The sequence below is a fragment of the Curtobacterium sp. Curtsp22 genome (genome assembly GCF_059492135.1).
On the sequence record NZ_CP168519.1, the window covers coordinates 1,868,641 to 1,888,795 of the forward strand.

Genomic DNA, 20,155 nt, shown 5'->3' on the forward strand with positions numbered 1-20,155 from the left:
GGCGAACGACTCAGGGGATGCTGCGGACCGCCTCGACGAACGCCCGGATCTTCGCCTCGTCCTTCACGCCGCGTTCGGACTCGACACCGCTCGACACGTCCACGCCGTCCGGGTCGAGCGACTCGATCGCCGCGACCACGTTGGCCGGCGTCAGCCCGCCCGCGAGGATCCACGCCTCGTCGACCTTCCCCGTGATCGAGGCGGGGTCGATGAGCCGCCCGCTGCCCGGCACCGCGGCGTCGAGCAGGAGCAGGTCGTGGTCGTACGACGCGCGCTGTTCCGGCGTCTCGGCCAGGTAGTCCTCGGCCGCGACCGCCCGGATCGTGAAGAACCCGGCGTCACGGGCGCGCGCGAAGTCCGTGGCCGACTCGCCGCCGTGCAGCTGCAACGTGGTGAGCCCCACTGCCGACGCGATGCCCACGACCTCGTCGATCTCCTGGTCACGGAAGACCCCGACCGCGTCGATGCCATCCGGCACCCGCTCGACGAGCTCCTTCGCGAGGTCCGCTGTCACGGTGCGCGGGCTGCCGGCGGCGAAGACGAACCCGACCGCGTCCGCACCGGCGTCGATGGCGGCGTCCACGGTCGCAGGGGTCGACAGGCCGCAGATCTTGATCCATCGCTGGTCGGTCATGCCGTCCATCCTGCCAGGGACCCCGGAGGTGCGGAGCGGCCGCCGGTACGGGGTGCGCAGCGGCCGTGCGAGCGGGCTAGTGCAGGGTGCCGGCGATGTACGACGCCGCGCAGGCGACCAGGACGCCGAAGGCCGCGAACGACCCGACGAGCACGTTCCGCCGGCGCCAGCGCCGCACGGTGACGAACGTCCCGCGCCGGGCGTGCCGGTGCGCGGCGCGGTGCAGGCGGTGGTCGCGCTTGTGCTTCACGCGCTGCGGCCCCAGCGGCACCGGGCCGGTTATCTGGGCCGAACCACCGCGCAGGGCGTTCGCGATCGCCACCGCGGTCGGGCGGCGGTCGGGGTCGCGCGCGGTCATCTTCGCGAGGAGGTCCCGCCACTCCGGCGCGATGCCGTCCGGGATCTCGGGGTCGTGGCGGAGCCGTGCGAGTGCCGCCTCGATGAGGGTGCCGGAGTACTCCTGCTTGCCGGTCAGTGCCTCGAGCAGCACCAGTCCGAGCGAGTAGACGTCGGTGGCGAAGCCGATCGGCTCCCCGGCGACCTGCTCGGGGCTGAGGTACGCGGCCGTGCCGATGATCGTGCCGTCGTTCGTCAGGCGCGAGCCGTCGACGAAGTGGGCGACGCCGAAGTCGGTGAGCTTCACGGTGCGCGCGAAGCCCGACGAGCCCTCGTCGCTGATGAGGATGTTCGCCGGCTTGACGTCGCGGTGGACGATGCCGCGCGAGTGCACGTACGCCAGCGCGTCGGCCAGCTGGGCGCCGAGATCGGCCACCTCGTAGTTGTGCAGGGCGCCCCCGGCGAGCCGGCGCAGGAGCGTCGTGTCCGCGATGAGCTCCATCACGATGTACCGGTGCGGACCGTCCTCGAAGTCATGGGTGCCGGCGTCGTACAGCGGGATGAGCCCCGGGTGCGACAGCATGCTGAGCAGCCGGATCTCGCGCTCTTGGCGGACCCGGTCGGCCGTGGTCATCGACTCGGGCGTGGCGAAGAGCTTCACGGCGACGGCACGGTAGGTGTGCTCGTCACGTGCTTCGTAGACGGATCCCATGCCGCCCGTGCCGATGAGCTTCACGAGTCGGTAGCGGCCCGAGAGGACCGTGTCCGACCGTGTGTCGTTCAGCAGGGTCATGGCTGATGTCGTTCCGTTCAGAGCCCGGTGTTCCGCGGCAGTTGCCGACGTGGTGGCTCATCCACTACGGTACGCGTCCGAGTAGTGATCCGCGCGGACGTTATGACATCGTGATCGGCCTACTTCCCTGTGTTCATGCGGATGCATCGGGGTACAGTCCGACGTCCGAACAGGTGAGCGATCACGCAAGGAGGACACCATGGCGCTGACGAAGGGCGACACCGTGCACTGGAACACGTCGCAGGGGAAGACGACCGGCACGCTCGTGCAGAAGCGGGTCTCGGACTTCGAGTTCGACGGCCAGTCGTTCAAGCCGGCCGACGACGACCCGTACTGGATCGTCGAGTCGGAGAAGTCCGGCAAGCGCGCCGCCCACAAGGAGTCGGCGCTGACGAAGGCGTGAGCGCTCAGTCGCCGGCGGGCTCGGCGCGACGACGGCCTCGGGCGGCCACTGCGCCGTGCTCGGCGCGCTGGTTCCGCTCGGCCCGGATGCGTCGGACCCGTCGGACGACGAACGTCACCACGACGACGGCGATCGCCACGTAGAGCACCCGGTCGATCCACTCGGTGTACTGCTCGACCTTGTCGTACTGGGTCCCGAAGGCCGCTCCGAGCAGCACCAGGGCGCTGTTCCAGATCCCGCTCGCGATGATCGTGAACACCGAGAACGTCCCGAGGTGCATCCGGTCCGCTCCGGCCGGCAGCGAGATGAGGCTGCGGACGATCGGCACGAACCGGCCGAAGAAGACCGCGCTCTTGCCGTGCCGGTGGAACCAGTCCGCCGCCGTGCGGAAGTCGTCCTCGTCGACGAGGGGCAGCTTGCCGAGCCAGCGCGTCGTCCGTTCGAAGCCGATGACGGCGCCGAGCCAGTACAGCACCAGTGCGCCGAGGTAGGAGCCGAGCGTCGCGAGCAGGAGGACCAACACGAGGTTCATCCGGCCGGCACCCGCCAGGAACCCGGCCAGCGGTAGGATCACCTCGGACGGGATCGGCGGGAAGACCGTCTCGACGAAGAGCATCAGCGCGACGCCCCACTCCCCCAGGGCGTCGATGAGCTGCAGCACGAGGCCGGACAACCCGCCCATCTCGGGGTCCGCGGCGGAGTCGCCGGCGGCGACGGTCATGGTGTGGGCAGGCGCAGCCACGGCAGTCGTCATCCCCCGATGGTGCCTGAGTGCCCTGTCAGGACCCGGCACGCAGCCTGGACGTCAGCCGAGTCCCATGTGCGTCGTCCGGACGTGGGTCAGGGAACGGGCGAGGGCGCCGCGGGCCACGGCGTCGCGGCCGACCGTCGAGGGAACGATCTCGACGGGGTGCCGGAGCTGCGGCGCGACGATCTCGGTCAGTGCCTCGCAGAACACCGGGGCCGCCGGCAGGACCTCGCCCCCGACGACGACCACCTCGGGGTCGATCGTCGCGATGAGCTGCACGACCCCGGGCGCGACGTCCGCGGCGAGCGCCCGCACGGCCGCGGCGGCGTCCGGGTCGCCTTGCCCGGCCGACGCCATGACGGACTCGACGTCCGTACCGGGGGCGATCCGCGCCTCCAGTCGGGCGGGTGCGCCGGGCCAGCCGGTCGACGCCAGGCCGCCCATCTCGCCGGCCGCCCCGCGCGCACCGCGTGCGAGGGACCCGTCGACCAGGTAGGCCGCGCCGATCTGGCGACCCATCACCAGGTACAGGCCGTCCTGCACGCCGCGGAAGCGTCCCCACATCGCCTCGGCGGTGGCGGCGAGCTTGGCGTCGTTGTCGAAGAACGTGGTGGCCGTGGGGAACAGGTCGCCGATCCGGCCGGGGACCCGTCGCTCGACCCACTGCGGGACCGCGACCGTGTAGTCGATCTCACCGGAACGGTCCACGACGGCCGGGACCCCGAAGGTGGCGGCGAGGAGCCGCGACGGGTCGGTGCTCTCGACCAGACGACGGACGACGTCCTGGACGCTCTCCCACGCCTGCTCGGCGGAGGCGAGGTCGGTGTAGACCTCCTCGACCCGGGCGAGCTGCCGACCGCGGAGGTCCGAGCGGAGCCCCACGATGCCGTGCAGCCCGAGGTCGACCCCGAGCACCGACCCGGCGCCGGCGTCCGCGCGGAAACGCTTCGCGCGGCGACCCGCCTTGTTCGGCGTGGCGATCGCCTCGGCCTCGGTGACCCACCCCTCGTCGACGAGGTCGGCCAGCGCTGCCTCGACCGTGGGGCGCGACAGGCCCACGGTCTGCCCGAGCTCGGTGACGGTGTGCGAGCCGTCGTCACGGAAGAGCTCCGCGAGGAGCGCACGCGAGTTGATGAGTCGGAGCATCCCCGGTGTGCTGCCGACGACACCGTTCGGAAGCGTTGACACGGTCTCGTCCACGGCCATAGCCTCCATATTACGAAAGATCATTGAGGAATGGTGGACTCCGACATGCTCATCCCACGGCCGCGCCGCACCGAACCGGGTGCCGGCGCCTTCGCGATCACCCCGTCGACCCGCATCGCCGCAGACGCCGCGAGCGAGTCGGTCCGACTGTACCTGCAGCAGACCCTGCGGGGGTCGACCGGGCTGCCGGTGCGCGACGCCGACGACGCGGCCGGGATCGACACCGCGCACTCGGGCGTGATCGCACTCCGTGTCGCCGACGACGACACGCTCCCCGCCGGACCGGCCGGTGACCGCTCCGAGTCGTTCCGACTGCGGGTCACGGCCGACCGGGTCGAGATCACCGGCGGGGGTCCGGCGGGCGTCTTCTACGGCGTCCAGGCGCTCCTGCAGTCGCTACCGGCCGACGTCTACCGCAAGGGCCGGGTCGGCACCTGTCCGTGGACGGTCCCGGCGGTCACCGTCGAGGACGCCCCGGCGTTCGCCTGGCGCGGCGTCATGCTCGACGTCGCCCGGCACTTCCGCACCAAGCACGAGGTCATGCGGGTGATCGACCAGCTCGCCGCGCACCGGCTCAACCGACTGCACTTCCACCTCACCGAGGACCAGGGGTGGCGCATCGAGATCCGGAAGTACCCGCGCCTGACCGAGGTCGGCTCGTGGCGGAAGGAGTCGCAGGTCGGGGCGCACGTGCCGGACGCCGACGGGGTGCTGCACCCGGCGGCGTTCGACGGCCGTCCGCACGGCGGCTACTACACGCAGGACGACATCCGCGAGATCGTCGCCTACGCGGCCGACCGGTTCGTCACCGTCGTCCCCGAGATCGAGACGCCCGGGCACGTCCGCGCCGCCCTCGCCGCCTACCCGTCGCTCGGCGTCTCGGGCGAGCCGATCGACGTGTGGACGGAGTGGGGCATCGCCGAGGACGTCCTCAACGCCGAGGAGTCCACGATCGCCTTCTTCCAGGACGTCCTCGACGAGGTCATCGCACTGTTCCCCTCCGAGTACATCGGCGTCGGCGGCGACGAGTGCCCCAAGGTCCAGTGGGAGGACGACCCCCGCACGCAGGAACGCATCCGCGAGCTCGGCCTCGACGACGAGGAGCAGCTCCAGGCGTGGATCATCGGCCGGCTCGCCTCCCACGTCGAGTCGCACGGGCGGCGGGCGTTCGGGTGGGACGAGATCCTCGAGGGCGGCACGCTCTCGAAGTCCGCGACCGTGCTCTCGTGGCGTGGGCTCACCGGCGCCCGGACCGCGGCGAAGCGGGGCCACGACGTGATCTCCGCCCCGGACGACCAGGTGTACCTCGACTACCGGCAGAGCGACCTCGAGACCGAGCCCATCCCGGTGTCGATCGTCCTGTCCGTCGACGACGTGTTCGCCTTCGACCCGGTGCCGGCGGACCTCACCGACGCCGAGCGCGCCCACGTGATCGGTGGCCAGGGCAACATGTGGACCGAGCACGTGGACACCGCCCGCAAGCTCGACTACCAGCTCTTCCCGCGGGTCGCCGCCCTCGCCGAGGCGCTCTGGTCGGCCGACGTCGCCGGGCCGCGCGACGTCGCCGAGTTCCGGGGGCGGCTCGCCGAGCACCTCGCTCGGCTCGAGGCGATGGGGATCGAGTACCGGCACGACGCCGGGCCGTTCCCCTGGGAGCAGCGGCCGGGGGTGCCGGGGCGGCCGCACTCGCGCGAGGAGCGTGCGGCCTACATCGACGCGGTCACGGCCAACATCGCCGAGTAGCCGAGCAGGCGCGCGGGGGCGGTCCGTCGTCCTTCCGCGTGGTCGCTCAGCCGAAGGTGGGCACCGGACGGTCCTGCACGACCTCGTGCCCGACGTCCGAGGTCCTCGCCCCGGTGACGACCGCGCAGCTCATCGACAGGCTCCAGAACGAGGTGGGCTCCTGCCGCGTCGGTGGCCCCGGGGTGTCCTGCTGCGTCTGCGGCGCGCTCCGGATCCGGATCGCGCGGTCGGCCGGCAGCGTCCGGCAGGCCTCGCGGGCGGCTGCCACGGCGGCGGTGTAGCGCGGGCCGTCGGTGCGCAGGACCGGCCCCCACGGCCGGAACTGCACGAGCACGAGCACGAGCAGGGCCACGGCCACGGTCGACCGCAGGGCCACGCCGAGTGTGGGACGGCGCGCGGTGGGCCGGGGACGCAGCGACCGTCGCGACGGATCGGTGGACACCCGCTCCGCCGCCCCGGCGTCGACCGACGTGCGGCTCCGGCGCCGGGGTGTCACGAGCGCCAGGACGACGAGCACGAGTCCGGCAGCGGCGGGGAACATCCCGTACCGACTCACCCACGCGTACCGGAGGAACTCCGGCGACATGCCGGCGTAGGCGTAGGCGGGCTTCGGGTTGAGCACGACCGCGGCGCACCAGAGCACGACGGCGGACAGCGCGAGGACGACGGCGAGGGTCCGCTGCGGGCGGTCGCCGCGGACGAGCACCCAGACGAACGCGACGACGAAGGGCACCACGAAGAGCAGCCCCGCCTAGGGTCCGACGGTCGCGAGGACCTCGCCAGACGCGGCCCGCGAGAGGAAGGTCGACATCCCGGCGTTCAGCCCGAACCCGTCCACGAGCGACGCGAGGTCGATCGTCGCGCGCCCCACCTGTCCGCGGTGCCGGTCCGAGCCGAGCCAGACGGCGAGCTGCAGACCGGCTCCGACGAGGAAGGCGGCCGTGACGGGCCAGGTCCGACGAGCCCGCAGCCCGAGGACGAGCAGCGGCGCGAACACGATCGCCTGGGTCTCGGTCAGGGCGCCGAGCAGGGTCATGGCGGCCAACGCGACACTCGACCACCAGCTGCGCGGCCGGTACAGGAGCACGAACGGCATCATCCAGAGGAAGTACGCGTGCACGTTCGCCAGGTTGCCGAGGACCTCGTTCGTCGCGATCGGGACGAGCACCACCGCGAGCGCGATCCCCACCCGGGCGGCGAGCGCGGCGGCCGGCGTCAGTCGCGCGGTCAGGTCCCGGGTGCAGACGAAGACCACCGTCGCGACGAGGCCCGTCCCGACCACGGCACCGAACGCGATGCCGGTCGCCCAGCCCTCGACCGGCAGCACGTGCTGCACGATGCCCGCCACGATCCGCGGGTACTGGTGCAGGTACCCCGCGTAGCTGCGGGTGAGCGTCCCGAGCGTGCCGTACTGCACGCCCTCGCCGAGGAACGTCCGACCGTCCTCGGCCCACAGCACGTCGCGCACCGCTGCCGGCATCCGCGACCAGGCGAGGACCACCGCGAGGACGAACACCCCGACGGCGCCGACCCGCTCCGGGCGACCACCGGCACGGGAGCCACCGTCGCGCGGCGGCGCGTCAGGGGCGGCTGCTGCTCGCATCGGATCCGTTCGTCTCTGGGGCGCCGACCAGCGTACTGGGCCGTGACGGACGGGAGGCACGGTGCCAGCTGGCACCGTGCCTCCCGTCCGTCGTGACGTCGGCTACGCGGCGACCGGCGCGCGCTGACCGACGGTCTCGGCCGCGACCGCGGCCTCGCTGCCCGCGGCGGCCTCGTCGACCGGACGACGCCGCACCCACTTCTTCAGCCCGACGAGCACGAGCGCCGACACCACGGTGCCCGCGAGGATCGCGACGATGAACATCGCGACGTCGCCGATGGCGAAGAACACGAAGATCCCACCGTGCGGCGCCCGCGAGGTCACACCGGCCGCCATCGAGATCGCACCCGTCACCGCGGCCCCGACCATCGACGCCGGGATGACGCGCAGCGGGTCGGCGGCGGCGAACGGGATCGCGCCCTCGGAGATGAAGGACGCTCCGAGCAGCCAGGCGGCCTTGCCGTTCTCGCGCTCGGGCTTCGTGAACCCCTTGCGGTAGAGCACGGTCGAGGCGAGCGCCAGGGCCAGCGGCGGGACCATGCCCGCGGCCATCACGGCCGCCATGATCTCGAACGGGACGACGTTCGTCGCGGATCCGGCGCCGAGGCCGGCGACCGCGAACGCGTACGCCACCTTGTTGACCGGGCCACCGAGGTCGAACGCCATCATCAGGCCGAGGATGATGCCGAGCAGGATCGCCGAGGCACCGGACAGCGAGTTGAGGAACTCGGTCAGCTGGGTCATCAGCCAGGCGATGGGACCGCCGAGCACGAGCAGCATGAGCCCCGAGGCGATGATCGACGCGAACAGCGGGATGATGACGACGGGCATCAGACCACGCAGCCACCGCCAGGTCGGGATGCGGCCGATCCAGTAGGCGGCGGCGCCGGCGATGAGGCCACCGATCAGACCACCGAGGAACCCGGCGTTCATGAAGACGGCGATGGAACCGGCGACGAAGCCGGGCGCGATGCCGGGTCGGTCGGCCATGGCGTAGGCGATGTACCCGGCGAGCGCCGCCACCAGGAACCCGAGCGACACGCCACCGATCTGGAACGCGGCGGCACCGAGGTAGTACGCCAGACCCTCCGGCGGCAGGTTCAGGAGCGTGTAGTTCGTCAGCGTGTAGACCGCGTTGTTCTGCCCCGAGTCACCGTGGGTCAGCGCGATGCCGTAGCCGGCGAGCAGGAAGCCGAGCGCGATGAGGAGCCCGCCGCCCGCGACGAACGGGATCATGTAGCTCACACCCGTGAGCAGCCAGCGCTTGAGCGCCTGCCCGAAGTGCTCGTCCTTGGCGGTGCTCGAGCCGGCCTCGGCGGTGTTGCCGTGCACGCGTGCGGCGTTGGGGTCGTCGGCGGCTCGGAGGGCCTCGGCGATCATCTTGTCCGGCTCGTCGACACCGCGCTTGACCGGGCCGGCCACGAGGGGCTTGCCGGCGAAGCGGCCGCGGTCGCGGACGTCCACGTCGACCGCGAAGACGACGGCGTCGGCGCGGGCGATGAGGGCCGGGTCGAGCGGCTCGACCTGCGAGGACCCCTGCGTCTCGATGTGCATCTCGGCACCCGCGCGCTGGGCCGCGGCGACGAGGGCGTCGGCTGCCATGTAGGTGTGCGCGATGCCGGTCGGGCACGCGGTGACGCCGACGAGCACCTTGCGTGCTCCGGCGGTGGACCCGGCCGCGTCGCCGTCCGCGGCGTGCGTGGCGGCGGCGGGTCGCGCCTCCTGGCCGGTGGCGGTCGCACTGGAGGCGCTGCTCGCGGTGCCGACGCCGGCCTGCGCGACCTCGCCGCTCACCTCGCGGTCGACGAGGTCCACGATCTCCTGCGGGGTGGCGGCGGCGCGGAGGGCGGCGGTGAAGTCCTCGCGGATGAGCGCACGGGCCAGGGTCGAGAGGACCGTGAGGTGGTCCTTGTCGGCCCCCTCGGGCACGGCGATCATGAAGACGATGTCGGCGTCGCCGTCCGGGGCGCCGAACGACACCGTCCGGGCGAGGCGGCTCATCGCCAGGGTCGGCTCGGAGACCGACGCGGACCGGGCGTGCGGGATCGCGATGCCACCGGGGACGCCGGTGCCGACGCTGGCCTCGCGCTTGATCGCGTCAGCGGCGAGGGACGCCCCGTCCGCCGCGCGGCCGGTGGCGGCGACGCGGTCGGCGAGGACGCGGATGACGTCGCTCGAGGTGGCGCCGAGGTCCTCGTCGAGACCGACGAGCTGGACGCTGATGAGGCGTGGACTCGTGTTGACGGACATGGGTTGCTCCTTTGCAATGGCGCTGGGGGCGCGGGTGCTGCGGGGTTGAGTGTGTGTGCGGGGGTGGGTCAGGCGGGTTCGGGCGCTCGCTCGAGCGCTCGGACCTCGATGCCCGACGGGTCGGTGTGGTCGAGGGCGGGGACGTCGCTGCCGGGGAGGGCAGCGGCTGCCGCTCCGGTGGCGACGGCCTGGGCGAGGCGCTGCTCGGGCGACTGCCCGGCGACCTCGGCGAGCAGGTAGCCGGCGAGGGAGGAGTCCCCCGCGCCGACGGTCGAGCGCGCCACGATCCGGGGTGCTGCGGCCGCGTAGCTCCCGTCCTCCGTCACGAGGACGGCTCCGGCGCTGCCGAGCGTCAGGAGCACGGTGCCGACGTTCTTGTCGCGGAGGCGCTGCGCCGCGATCGCTGCCGCGTCGACGTCCCGCTCGAACTCGTCCGGGTCGCCGCCAACGACCTCGGCGAGCTCCTCGGCGTTCGGCTTCACGAGGTCGATCCGCTCGCCCGACTGCAGCAGCGCGGTGAAGGGGACGCCCGAGGAGTCGACCGCGATCCGGACGTCGTCGCCGTGGCGCTGCCGGACGGCTCGGACGAGGACCGCGAGGGCGTCGTCCGGCAACCCCGGGGGCAGGGAGCCGGCGAGGACCACCCAGCGTGCGACGGGTCCGGTCGCGGTGGCACCGGCGGTGTCGGCGACGAGGGCCGCGAGGTCCTCGAGGCGACCCGCGAGCGACGGACCGGGCTCGTTGAGCTTCGTCGTCGTGCCGGTCGGCTCGGTCACCGTGACGTTCGAGCGGAGCGGCGCACCGATCGGGAGTGCCGCGGTCGGGATCCCGCGCGTCGCGAGGCCGAGCAGCACCGGGTCGAGCTCGTCGCCGGGCAGCACCGCCACGGTGTCGCCGCCGCTCGCGACGACGACCCGGGAGACGTTGACGCCCTTGCCGCCGGGCTCGGCCGTGGAGCGGGTGGCGCGCTGGACGGCGCCGCGCTGGAGTTCGCCGGCGAGCTCGATCGTGCGGTCGAGGCTCGGGTTCGGGGTGACGGTGACGATGCGGGTGCTCGTGGTGCTGCGTGTCGTGTTCGTGTTCGTGGTCATGCGACGACCACCTCGACGTCGGCTTCGGCGAGCGCTCCGGCGAGGTCGGCCGGCGGCTCCTCGTCGGTGACGATCGTGTCGATCTCGTCGAGCCGGGCGAACCGCATGAGCGCCTCGACCCCGTGCTTCGCCGCGTCCGCGAGCACCACGCTGCGCCGGGCCGCGAGCACGTACGCCCCCTTCACCGCCGCCTCGTACTCGTCCGGTGTGCTCAGGCCGAAGCCCGCGGACAGGCCGTTCGTCCCCACGAAGGCGATGTCCGGACGCAGCGCGCCGATCTGCTCGACCGTGGCCGTCCCGACGGCGGCGCTCGTCACCCCGCGGACGCGGCCGCCGAGCAGGTGCAGTTCGACGTGCTCGCTGTGCTGCAGGGTCGCGGCGATCGGGACCGAGTTCGTGATGACCGTGAGGGTCGCCCCGGCCGTCGCGGGTTCCCACCGGGCGAGCTCGGCGGCGACCGCGGCGCAGGTGGTGCCGGCGTCGAGGGCGATCGAGCCGGTGAAGGTCGGCGGGACCAGTCGCATCGCGGCCCGGGCGATGGCGGACTTGGCGGAGTTGTGCTGCCCCTCGCGCTCGGCGACGGTGAGCTCGACGACGCTCGATCGTCCGACCGGGACCGCTCCCCCGTGCACGCGGCGCAGGAGGCCGGCGGACTCGAGGGCGTCGAGGTCACGGCGGACGGTCTCGGTCGTGACGTCGAAGTGCTCGGCGAGGTCGGCCACGGACACGCGGCCGGCGTCCTGCAACGCTGCTGCGATCGCGTCGTGCCGCTCGGTTGCGTACATGCCCGAACTCCTTCGTTCCCGTGGGTTTCGAGAAGAGTACGTCCGGATGCCACACAAACGCAACCGTTCCGTGCCGGAACCAACACGGCCGCAGGTCGGCGGGCCCACCTCCGCCCGGTCCGCCCGGTCCCGCCCGCCCGGTCCCGCAGCCCGCCCAGGCCGGTCCCACCCACGGCCGAGGTCGCACGAACTGCCGCCCGCACGCCCCCGAACGGCACGTCGTGCGACCTCGGCAGAACGCAGACGGCAGGTCGTGCGACCTCGGCATCGCCCCACCCGCGCGCCCGACACACACCCCGGACACGACGACGCCCCGACCCGCCGGAGCAGGTCGGGGCACGGTCGTCCCGGAAGTCGGAGCGCGTCAGCCCTTGACGGCCCCCGCGGTCATCCCGCTCACGAGCCGCCGCTGCACGATGAGGAAGAACACCACCACCGGGATCGAGAACAGCACACTCGCCGCCATGAGCCCGCCGAAGTCCGTCCCCTTGTTCGTCGAGAACCCCGCGAGCCACACCGGCAGCGTGTACATCCCCTGGTCCTTGAGCATCACGTAGGCCGTCAGGTAGTCGTTCCACGCAGCGATGAACGCGAACACACTCGTGGCGATGACCCCCGGCATCACCAGCGGGAACAGCACGCTCCACAGGATCCGGAACGTCCCCGCACCGTCGACCTTCGCGGCTTCCTCGATCTCGACCGGCACCGCGACGAAGAACCCGCGCATGACCCAGATCGAGAACGGCAGCACGCTCGCGACGTAGGCGAGGATCAGCCCGATGTAGCTGTTGAGCAGCCCGAGCGACTGGAACGACAGGAACAGCGGGATGAGCAGAGCACCCGACGGGATCATCTGCACGAAGAGGATCGCCACGAGGATCGCCCGCCGCCCACGGAACCGGAAGCGCGACAGCGCCGCCGACGCCAGGAACCCGACGACGATGGACAGCAGCACGGCCGCCACGACCACGATCGCCGAGTTCCGCAGGTACACGAGGAACCCGTCCTGCGTCAGCGCCCGCGTGAAGTTCTCGAGCGTCGGCCGCAACGGCAGCCAGATCGGCGTGAGGGTCGTCACCTCGTCCGACGGCTTGAACGCCGTGTTCACCATCCAGTAGATCGGGAACACCCAGACCAGGCAGAAGACCACCGCGATCGTGTTCGCCACGACCCGTGGCTTGCGTCGGCGCGCACGCACCGGCGCGATCGGACCGGGCCGGGAGGCGCGGCCTGCCCCCGTCACGTCGGGTTGCGCCTCGGAAGCGGTCGCCCCGGTGACACCGGGGGTGGTCGTCGTCGTCACAGGTCTTCCTCCCCGCTCCGGACCAGCCGGCGGATGTAGTAGCTGGTGAGCGCCCCGAGGATCAGCGTCGAGATGACGGCGATCGCCGCGCCCTGCCCGTACGCGTTCGACACGAAGGACTTCACGAACGTCCAGATGCCGAGGGTGAGCGTGGTGTCCTCGGGCCCGCCCTTGGTGAGCAGCCAGATCTGGTTGAAGACGTTGAAGTCCCAGATCACCGAGAGGATCGTCACGAGCAGCAGCGTCGGCACGAGCGCCGGCAGGGTGATCGAGCGGTACATCGCCCACGCGGATGCCCCGTCGAGCGCCCCGGCCTCGTAGTACTCGGGCGCGATCTGGGACTGCGCGGCGTACAGCGTCAGCGCGACGAACGGCACCGCCTGCCAGATCACGAGCGAGAGCACGATCGTCAGTGCCTGCCCGGGACTCGACGCCCAGTTGTCCTGCGTGTGGTCGCCGAACACCCCGAGCTGGGTGATGAGCCAGTTGAGCACGCCGTAGAAGGGCTGGAAGAGCCACTGCCAGACCAGGCTCGACGCGACGTTCGGCATCGCCCACGCCAGCACGAGCACGACGCTCACGACCGTGCGCATGACGACACCGAGCCGGGTCAACAGCTGGGACACCGCCATGCCGATGCCGATGGTCCCGATCACCATCGCGCCGGTGACGAGCACGGTGCGCAGCATGACCGGCCAGAAGCTGGCGTCGGTGAGGACGTTCGTGTAGTTCGTGAAGCCGGCGAACCCGGCCTGCCCGGTGAAGATCGCCCGCAGCCCGTAGTCCTGGAAGGAGATGGCCACCAGGCGGACGAGCGGGTAGACGACGAGCGCGAGGAGCAGCAGCGCAGCCGGTGCGAGCAGGACCAGCGGCGCTCGTGACGAGGTGAGCGATCGACGCCCTGCGCGACCGCCCGGCCCGGTGGGACCGCGACGCCCCGTCGACCCACGCCGGGTCCCCGGCTCGGCCTGCGCCGAACCGGGGACCCGCTCCGCAGTGGAGGTCATCGAACTACTGCTGCGCGTTGAGCGCGGTCGTGAGGTGCTCCGAGAAGCCCTCGGCTGCCTGCTTCGGCGTCTTCCGACCGGTGGCGACGTCCGCGAACATCGTCTGGAACGTCGAGTCGCCCTCGATCGTCGCCCAGCCCGGGGTCGCCGGCGTCGGACGGCTCGTGGAAGCCGCCTCGAAGTACGGCTTGTGGAGCTCGTCCACGTCACCGGCGACCGCGTCGAGCAGCTGCGTGGAGTTCGGCTCCCAGCCGTCGACCCCGAACACCTGGTCCTGCTGGAACTTCTTCGAGGTCAGGATCTTCGTGTAGTACAGCGCGAGGTCCTGGTTGGCGGACTTCGACGGGATGCCGAGGTCCGAGCCACCGAGGAACACCGGCTGCGTCTTGCCCGCCGTGCTCGACGGCATCGCGAACGTGCCGATCTGGTCCTTGAGCTCGGGCTTCGCCGTGGTGATCGAACCGATCTCCCACGCGGACCCGAGGATCGCCGAGGTGTTGCCCTGCGCGAAGACGTCGGACTCGGCCGGCTTGTCGGTGTTGATGTCCTGCGTGGACTTCGCCGAGTACGAGTTCTGGAAGTCCTTCCACGCGGTGAGGCCCTTCACGGCGTCGGCGGAGTCGATCGCGCCCTTCCACTTGCCGTCCTTCTCGGTGGCGATCTGCCCACCGGCGTCCCACACCCACTGCAGCCCGCCGTACCAGTACTGCCCCGGCATGTAGAACGCCGAGAAGTCCGCCTGCGGGTTCTTCGCCTTGACCTTGTCGAGGTCGGCCGTGAGCCCGTCGTAGGACTTCGGGACGTCGGTCACCCCGGCGTCCGCCCACATCTTCTTGTTGTAGATCACCGCGCGGTTGCCGGCGAAGAGCGGGGCGCCGTACAGCTTGCCGTCCACGGTCGCCGGGCCCTCGAGCCCGGAGAGCCACGTCTGCCCGTCGGCCAGCTCGTCCTTGTACGGCGAGAGGTCCATCAGGCCACCCGTCGCCGCGTACACCGGCACCTGCGTGTTGCCGAGGTCGACCACGTCCGGCGCGTCCTTCTGCGCGAGGGCCGTGGTGAGCTTCGTGGTGATGCCGTCCCACTGCTGGAGCTGCAGCTTCACCTTGGCACCGGTGGCCTTGGTGAACTGCTTCTCGGCGACGTCGAGGATCTTCGGGCTGAGGTCGCCGTTCATGATCCAGACGGTGAGGGTCTTGCCCTTGCCATCGGGTGTGCCGATGGACTTCGTGCCGCCGTCGGAAGCTCCGTTGCTTCCGGCGGAGCACCCGGTGAGGGCGAGCGCGCCTGCGAGGGCGAGCGCACCGAGTGCGGCGAAACGCGTGCGTGTCACGTTGACTCCCTTGGTCCGACCTTTATGAAAGGACGTTGCGTAATGGTGAGTAAAGACCCATCACGCGGGGATGTCAACCACGAATCGGCAGGCTGTGGACAATCGCGATCCGCATGTTTCCGGGGGATCACGGATGTGGAACGGATGATCGACGGCGCTTGACGAACTGGTCATGACCAGGCATGATCAGCACCCACGCTCAGGCGTCGAACGGCACCTCGCCGTGCTGGCTCACACCCGCACGCTGCCGGTAGGCCAGGTGCCCACCGAGGTACCCGCCGACGCCGACGACCGCGAGCCCCGCGAACCCGAGGAGCTTGCCTGCCCCGTGGTTCCCGGACTTCCGTTGCATCCACGACAGCCCGTACAGCGAGATGCCCACCCAGTTCACGGCCTGGTGCACCCAACCGGTGCGGAGTTGCGCACGATCGAGCTCCGACCAGTCGACGTAGCCGGCCACCGAGGCGCTGCCCGACGACACCAGCCCCACACCGACGAGGGTCTTCGCCGCCCGCGCGTTCCCCTTCCCGCCGATCAGGTCGAGCACCGCCGCCGAGATCCACGCACCGAGCGGCACCTGCACCATGAGCGGGTGCAGCGGGTGCCCGAACGGCACGCCGTGGAGCAGCTGGCGCAGTGCCTTCGGCTTCGCGAGGGCGTTCACCACGGAACGATCGATGTCGACGGCCTTGTCGAGCACGCTCGCGTGCTCGACGGCGTCGGTGAGGCGACGGAACGCTCGGATCTCAGGCATGCCCTGGACCGTAGGCCTGGAGGCGCGGTGCCGGTCCCAGGAACCGGCACCGCCCCTCCAGGTCGTCACGTCCAGTGCGCCGCCTACTCCTCGACGATCTCCGCGAGTTCGAACGGCTCCACCGTCAGCTCGTCGCCGCCTGCGGCGACGTCGACGCGGACGGTGTCCCCGTCACGCACGTCACCGGCGAGGATCGCCCGCGCCAACCGGTCGTCGATCTGCCGCTGCATGAGCCGGCGGAGCGGACGCGCTCCGTACACCGGGTCGTACCCGCGCTCGGCGAGCCAGGCACGGGCGTCCGGGGTGACGGCCAGCTCCAGTCGGCGGTCGGTCAGCCGGCGTGCGAGCCGGTCGACGTAGAGCGACACGATCTGGCCGAGGTCCTCTTGCGTGAGCGCCTGGAACACGACGATGTCGTCGAGTCGGTTGATGAACTCGGGCCGGAAGGCCTGCTGGACGAGCTCGCGGACAGCCTCCTCGCGCTGCACGTCGGTGATCGACTGGTCGGTCATGAACTGCGACCCGAGGTTCGACGTCAGGATGAGGATCGTGTTCCGGAAGTCCACCGTCCGGCCCTGACCGTCGGTCAGGCGGCCGTCGTCGAGGACCTGCAGGAGCACGTCGAAGACCTCGGGGTGGGCCTTCTCGATCTCGTCGAGCAGCACCACGGAGTACGGGCGACGCCGGACGGTCTCGGTGAGCTGCCCGCCGGCCTCGTAGCCGACGTACCCGGGCGGGGCGCCGATGAGCCGCGCGACCGAGTGCTTCTCGCCGTACTCGCTCATGTCGATCCGGACGAGTGCCTTCTCGTCGTCGAACAGGAACTCGGCGAGCGCCTTGGCCAGCTCGGTCTTGCCGACGCCGGTGGGGCCGAGGAACAGGAACGAGCCCGTCGGACGGTCCGGGTCGGAGATGCCCGCGCGGGTGCGACGGACCGCTTCCGACACGGTCGAGACGGCGGAGCGCTGCCCGATGATCCGACGGCCGAGTTCGTTCTCGAGGTGCAGGAGCTTCTCGGTCTCGCCCTGCAGCAGGCGCCCGAGGGGGATGCCCGTCCACTGCGCGATCACGGCGGCGATGTCCTCGTCGGTGACGCTGTCGTTCACCATCCGGTCGGCCTGCTCGGCTTGTTCGGCGGCGGCGAGCTCGGCCTCGATCCGGGGCTTCTCGCTGTACTCGATGCGCGACACGAGTTCGTAGTCGGCCTCGCGCTGTGCCCGCTGGGAGCGCATGTTGAGGTCGTCGAGCTGCTGCTTGAGTTCACCGATGCGGTTGAGGCTGGCGCGTTCGGCCTGCCACCGCTGCTCGAGTTCGCCGAGCAGGGTCTCGCGGCTCGCGAGCTCGGCCCGCAGCGTCTCCAGCCGGGCCTTCGACGCGTCGTCCTTCTCCTGCTTCAGCGCGAACTCCTCGACGCGCAACCGGTCCACGGTGCGCTTGAGCTCGTCGATCTCGACCGGGCTCGAGTCGATCTCCATCCGGAGCCGGCTCGCGGCTTCGTCGATGAGGTCGATCGCCTTGTCGGGCAGCTGCCGACCGGAGATGTACCGGTTCGACAGGCTCGACGCGGCCACGAGCGCTGAGTCGTTGATCGTGACCTTGTGGTGCGCCTCGTAGCGCTCCTTCAGGCCGCGGAGGATCGCCACGGTGTCCTCGACGCTGGGCTCCCCCACGAAGACCTGCTGGAAGCGCCGTTCGAGGGCGGCGTCCTTCTCGATGTACTCGCGGTACTCGTCGAGCGTCGTCGCGCCGATGAGTCGGAGCTCTCCGCGCGCGAGCATCGGCTTGAGCATGTTCGACGCGGCCACGGAGCCTTCGCCCCCACCGGCGCCCATGAGCGTGTGCAGCTCGTCGATGAACGTGATGACCTGCCCGTCGGAGTCGTTGATCTCCTTGAGCACGGCCTTGAGCCGCTCCTCGAACTCGCCGCGGTACTTCGCGCCGGCGATGAGGGCGGACATGTCGAGCGACACGAGCCGCTTGTCCTTGAGGGAGTCGGCGACGTCACCCGCGACGATCCGCTGGGCGAGTCCTTCGACGACGGCCGTCTTGCCGACGCCGGGTTCCCCGATGAGCACGGGGTTGTTCTTGGTGCGACGCGTCAGCACCTGGGAGACGCGTCGGATCTCGGCGTCCCGCCCGATCACCGGGTCGAGCTTGCCGTTGCGGGCGATCGCCGTGAGGTCGACGCCGTACTGCTCGAGGGCGGTCTTCTGTCGCTCTTGCGAGTCAGGAGCGCCCTGGAGGTTCGCCATGCGTTCCGTCCTTTCGTTGCGGTGGTCCTGTAGTTGAGTCTACTCCACTCAACTTGCGTTCGCAGCGGGAGATTCCCGCCGCGGGTTCCGGATGCCGACGGCACTCACGAGTGCGCCGGCGAGGAGCAGCAGCGCCATCACGACCATCGCGCGGTGCAGTCCCTCGACGCTCACGGCACCGCCGAGGACGATCCCGGCGAGCGCGACCATGACGAGCCCGGCGATCCGCGCGATCGCGTTGTTGACGGCCGAGCCCGCACCCGCCTCCGACTGCGGGACCGACCCGAGGACCGCACTCGTCAGCGGCGTCACCATCAACGCGATCCCCGCTCCGACGAGCACCAGACCGGGGAGCACCGACCACCAGTATCCGATCGGCTCGTCACCGGCGAAGAGCAGCAGGAGCGCCCCGACCGCGGCGATCGCAGGACCGGCGGCCATGAACCACCGCGGACCCCAGCGGTCGGCCAGCGACCCGACCGTGGTGGAGAGGAGCAGGAGCATCACGGTCGGGGGCAGCGTCGCGAGGCCGGCGAGCCAGGCCGGGAACCGCCAGACCTCTTGCAGGAACAGCGTCACGACGAAGAACACCATCCCGAGGGCCCCGTAGATCGACAGCGTCGCGAGGTTGCCGACGGTGAAGTTCCGCGCACGGAAGAGCTCGAGCGGGACCAGGGGTGCACCGTGCCTGCGGGTGACGCGGAGCTCCCACGGCACGAACGCCACGAGCGCGGCCCCGCCGAGCACCAGCGCGGCGAGGACGACCGGCGCGCCCCACCCGAGACGCTCCTGCTCGATCAAGCCGAGGACGACACCACCGACGCCCACGACCGCCAGCACGGCGCCGACCACGTCCACGTGCGCCCGCGGCCCCACCCGGACGTCCGCCGAGATCCGCGACACGAGCGGGATCGTCACCGCGATCGGCACGGCCGTCAGCACGAAGATCCACCGCCAGCCGACGCCGTCCACGACGAGGCCGCCGACGACCGGACCGAGGATCGTCGCCGCGCTCGACCACGCCGTCCACGTGCCGATCGCCTTCGCCTGGGCCGCACCGCGGAACGCCGCCACGATGAGCGCGAGGGCACTCGGGGTCACGAGCGCACCACCGACGCCCTGCAGCGCCCGGGCGACGATGAGGACCTCGCCCGTGGGGGCGATCGCGCACACGATCGAGGCGATCCCGAAGACCACGAGGCCCCACGTGATGATGCGGACGCGGCCGAACAGGTCGGACAGACTGCCGGCCACGAGGATGAGCGAACCGAGCGTCACGAGGTACGCGTCCACCGTCCACTGCTGTACGACCAGCCCCCCGCCGAGTTCGTCGCGGATGGCGGGGAGCGCCACGTTCACGACGCTCGAGTCGAGTCCCACGACAAAGGACGACAGGATCGCGACGACGAGCACGACACGGCGGTCGTCACGGAGCGGGGCCGTGGCCGCCGGGGCTGGGGTCGTCATGTGCCCATCCTCCGCCACCGCGCGCGGTCCCGCCTGCCCCGGGGAGCACCTGTGGACAACTCGCCGGACACGACGAAGCCCCCGCGACCGATGGGGTCGCGGGGGCTGCCGACAGGACGGGGCTGGGGTCCTAGTTCCTGGAGTCCGAGTTCGGCTGGACCGACGGGCCGGGGTTGACGACCGGCTGCGGAGTCGGCTCGGCCGCGGTGTTCGTCACCGTCGTGGTCTGCACGCCAGCGTCGGTACCCGGCTTCTTCTTGTCATCCTCGCCCATCTCCTTCTTGAAGATGTTGATCGACTGCCCGAGGCCCTTGGCGAGTGCCGGGAGCTTGGTCGCACCGAACAGCAGGATGACGATTCCGAGAATGATCAGCAGGTGTACGCCACCGAGGTTTCCGAGCATCATGACTCCTTGAATCTGGATCTGGTCGCCGTCTCCGAGTCACCGTC

Annotated in this window: 18 protein-coding genes; 2 read left to right on the top strand and 16 right to left on the bottom strand. The window is 71.1% G+C overall.

The window, feature by feature from the left end; genetic code table 11:
- Nucleotides 1-10: 10 nt before the first annotated feature.
- Both ACEN8D_RS08900 and ACEN8D_RS08905 read right to left on the bottom strand, forming a co-directional pair.
- Nucleotides 11-634, bottom strand: coding sequence for a phosphoribosylanthranilate isomerase (locus ACEN8D_RS08900; protein ID WP_070417063.1), 624 nt, complete (start codon nt 632-634; stop codon nt 11-13).
- Between the two features lie 76 nt (nt 635-710).
- A complete protein-coding gene (locus ACEN8D_RS08905) occupies nt 711-1,763 on the bottom strand; it encodes a serine/threonine-protein kinase (RefSeq protein ID WP_413398685.1) in 1,053 nt (350 codons plus the stop codon).
- A gap of 199 nt (nt 1,764-1,962) precedes the next feature.
- Between ACEN8D_RS08905 and ACEN8D_RS08910 the strand changes: the two genes are divergently transcribed.
- Entirely contained in the window at nt 1,963-2,166 is a 204-nt protein-coding gene (locus ACEN8D_RS08910; RefSeq protein WP_413398686.1) for a hypervirulence associated TUDOR domain-containing protein, read from the top strand.
- 4 nt (nt 2,167-2,170) lie between these two features.
- Here ACEN8D_RS08910 and ACEN8D_RS08915 read toward each other — a convergent pair whose 3' ends face one another.
- Both ACEN8D_RS08915 and ACEN8D_RS08920 read right to left on the bottom strand, forming a co-directional pair.
- Nucleotides 2,171-2,920, bottom strand: a complete 750-nt coding sequence (locus ACEN8D_RS08915; protein WP_254790685.1) for a DedA family protein — start codon at nt 2,918-2,920, stop codon at nt 2,171-2,173.
- Between the two features lie 51 nt (nt 2,921-2,971).
- Complete coding sequence (locus ACEN8D_RS08920) at nt 2,972-4,114, bottom strand: ROK family transcriptional regulator (protein ID WP_495601237.1); 1,143 nt, start codon at nt 4,112-4,114, stop codon at nt 2,972-2,974.
- 36 nt (nt 4,115-4,150) lie between these two features.
- On the opposite strand from ACEN8D_RS08920, the gene ACEN8D_RS08925 reads away from it, so the two are divergent.
- Nucleotides 4,151-5,863 carry a beta-N-acetylhexosaminidase gene (locus ACEN8D_RS08925; protein WP_413399966.1) on the top strand — a complete coding sequence of 571 codons (1,713 nt, stop codon included), beginning with the start codon at nt 4,151-4,153 and terminating at the stop codon, nt 5,861-5,863.
- 46 nt (nt 5,864-5,909) lie between these two features.
- On the opposite strand, the gene ACEN8D_RS08930 is transcribed toward ACEN8D_RS08925, so the two are convergent.
- The 12 genes from ACEN8D_RS08930 to tatA all read right to left on the bottom strand — a co-directional run bounded on the left by ACEN8D_RS08930 (nt 5,910) and on the right by tatA (nt 20,111).
- The gene (locus tag ACEN8D_RS08930) at nt 5,910-6,599 is read right to left on the bottom strand and encodes a hypothetical protein (protein WP_495601238.1); all 690 of its coding nucleotides are present in this window, start codon (nt 6,597-6,599) and stop codon (nt 5,910-5,912) included.
- A 15-nt stretch (nt 6,600-6,614) separates the two neighbouring features.
- Nucleotides 6,615-7,466: a hypothetical protein gene (locus ACEN8D_RS08935; protein WP_413400279.1), complete on the bottom strand. Its 852-nt coding sequence runs from the start codon at nt 7,464-7,466 to the stop codon at nt 6,615-6,617.
- A gap of 102 nt (nt 7,467-7,568) precedes the next feature.
- Entirely contained in the window at nt 7,569-9,716 is a 2,148-nt protein-coding gene (locus ACEN8D_RS08940; protein WP_413461849.1) for a PTS fructose transporter subunit IIABC, read from the bottom strand.
- Between the two features lie 68 nt (nt 9,717-9,784).
- Nucleotides 9,785-10,807 carry a 1-phosphofructokinase family hexose kinase gene (locus tag ACEN8D_RS08945; RefSeq protein ID WP_495601239.1) on the bottom strand — a complete coding sequence of 341 codons (1,023 nt, stop codon included), beginning with the start codon at nt 10,805-10,807 and terminating at the stop codon, nt 9,785-9,787.
- On the bottom strand, nt 10,804-11,592 hold the full coding sequence (locus ACEN8D_RS08950; protein ID WP_309778292.1) for a DeoR/GlpR family DNA-binding transcription regulator: 789 nt from the start codon (nt 11,590-11,592) through the stop codon (nt 10,804-10,806). Before ACEN8D_RS08950 ends, ACEN8D_RS08945 begins: the two co-directional genes overlap by 4 nt.
- 364 nt (nt 11,593-11,956) lie before the next feature.
- Nucleotides 11,957-12,760 carry a carbohydrate ABC transporter permease gene (locus tag ACEN8D_RS08955; RefSeq protein WP_254791852.1) on the bottom strand — a complete coding sequence of 268 codons (804 nt, stop codon included), beginning with the start codon at nt 12,758-12,760 and terminating at the stop codon, nt 11,957-11,959.
- A 131-nt stretch (nt 12,761-12,891) separates the two neighbouring features.
- Complete coding sequence (locus ACEN8D_RS08960; RefSeq protein ID WP_309887060.1) at nt 12,892-13,902, bottom strand: carbohydrate ABC transporter permease; 1,011 nt, start codon at nt 13,900-13,902, stop codon at nt 12,892-12,894.
- Between the two features lie 4 nt (nt 13,903-13,906).
- Nucleotides 13,907-15,232 carry a sugar ABC transporter substrate-binding protein gene (locus tag ACEN8D_RS08965; protein WP_413399693.1) on the bottom strand — a complete coding sequence of 442 codons (1,326 nt, stop codon included), beginning with the start codon at nt 15,230-15,232 and terminating at the stop codon, nt 13,907-13,909.
- A 199-nt stretch (nt 15,233-15,431) separates the two neighbouring features.
- Complete coding sequence (locus ACEN8D_RS08970) at nt 15,432-15,986, bottom strand: DUF2231 domain-containing protein (protein ID WP_309778289.1); 555 nt, start codon at nt 15,984-15,986, stop codon at nt 15,432-15,434.
- 83 nt (nt 15,987-16,069) lie between these two features.
- Nucleotides 16,070-18,238 (bottom strand): ATP-dependent Clp protease ATP-binding subunit, encoded by a 2,169-nt coding sequence (locus ACEN8D_RS08975; RefSeq protein ID WP_083403134.1) that lies wholly within the window; start codon nt 18,236-18,238, stop codon nt 16,070-16,072.
- Nucleotides 18,239-18,286: 48 nt separating this feature from the next.
- Nucleotides 18,287-19,705: an MFS transporter gene (locus ACEN8D_RS08980; RefSeq protein WP_413398863.1), complete on the bottom strand. Its 1,419-nt coding sequence runs from the start codon at nt 19,703-19,705 to the stop codon at nt 18,287-18,289.
- A 130-nt stretch (nt 19,706-19,835) separates the two neighbouring features.
- Nucleotides 19,836-20,111 carry a twin-arginine translocase TatA/TatE family subunit gene (gene tatA, locus ACEN8D_RS08985; RefSeq protein WP_413398862.1) on the bottom strand — a complete coding sequence of 92 codons (276 nt, stop codon included), beginning with the start codon at nt 20,109-20,111 and terminating at the stop codon, nt 19,836-19,838.
- Nucleotides 20,112-20,155: the final 44 nt, after the last annotated feature.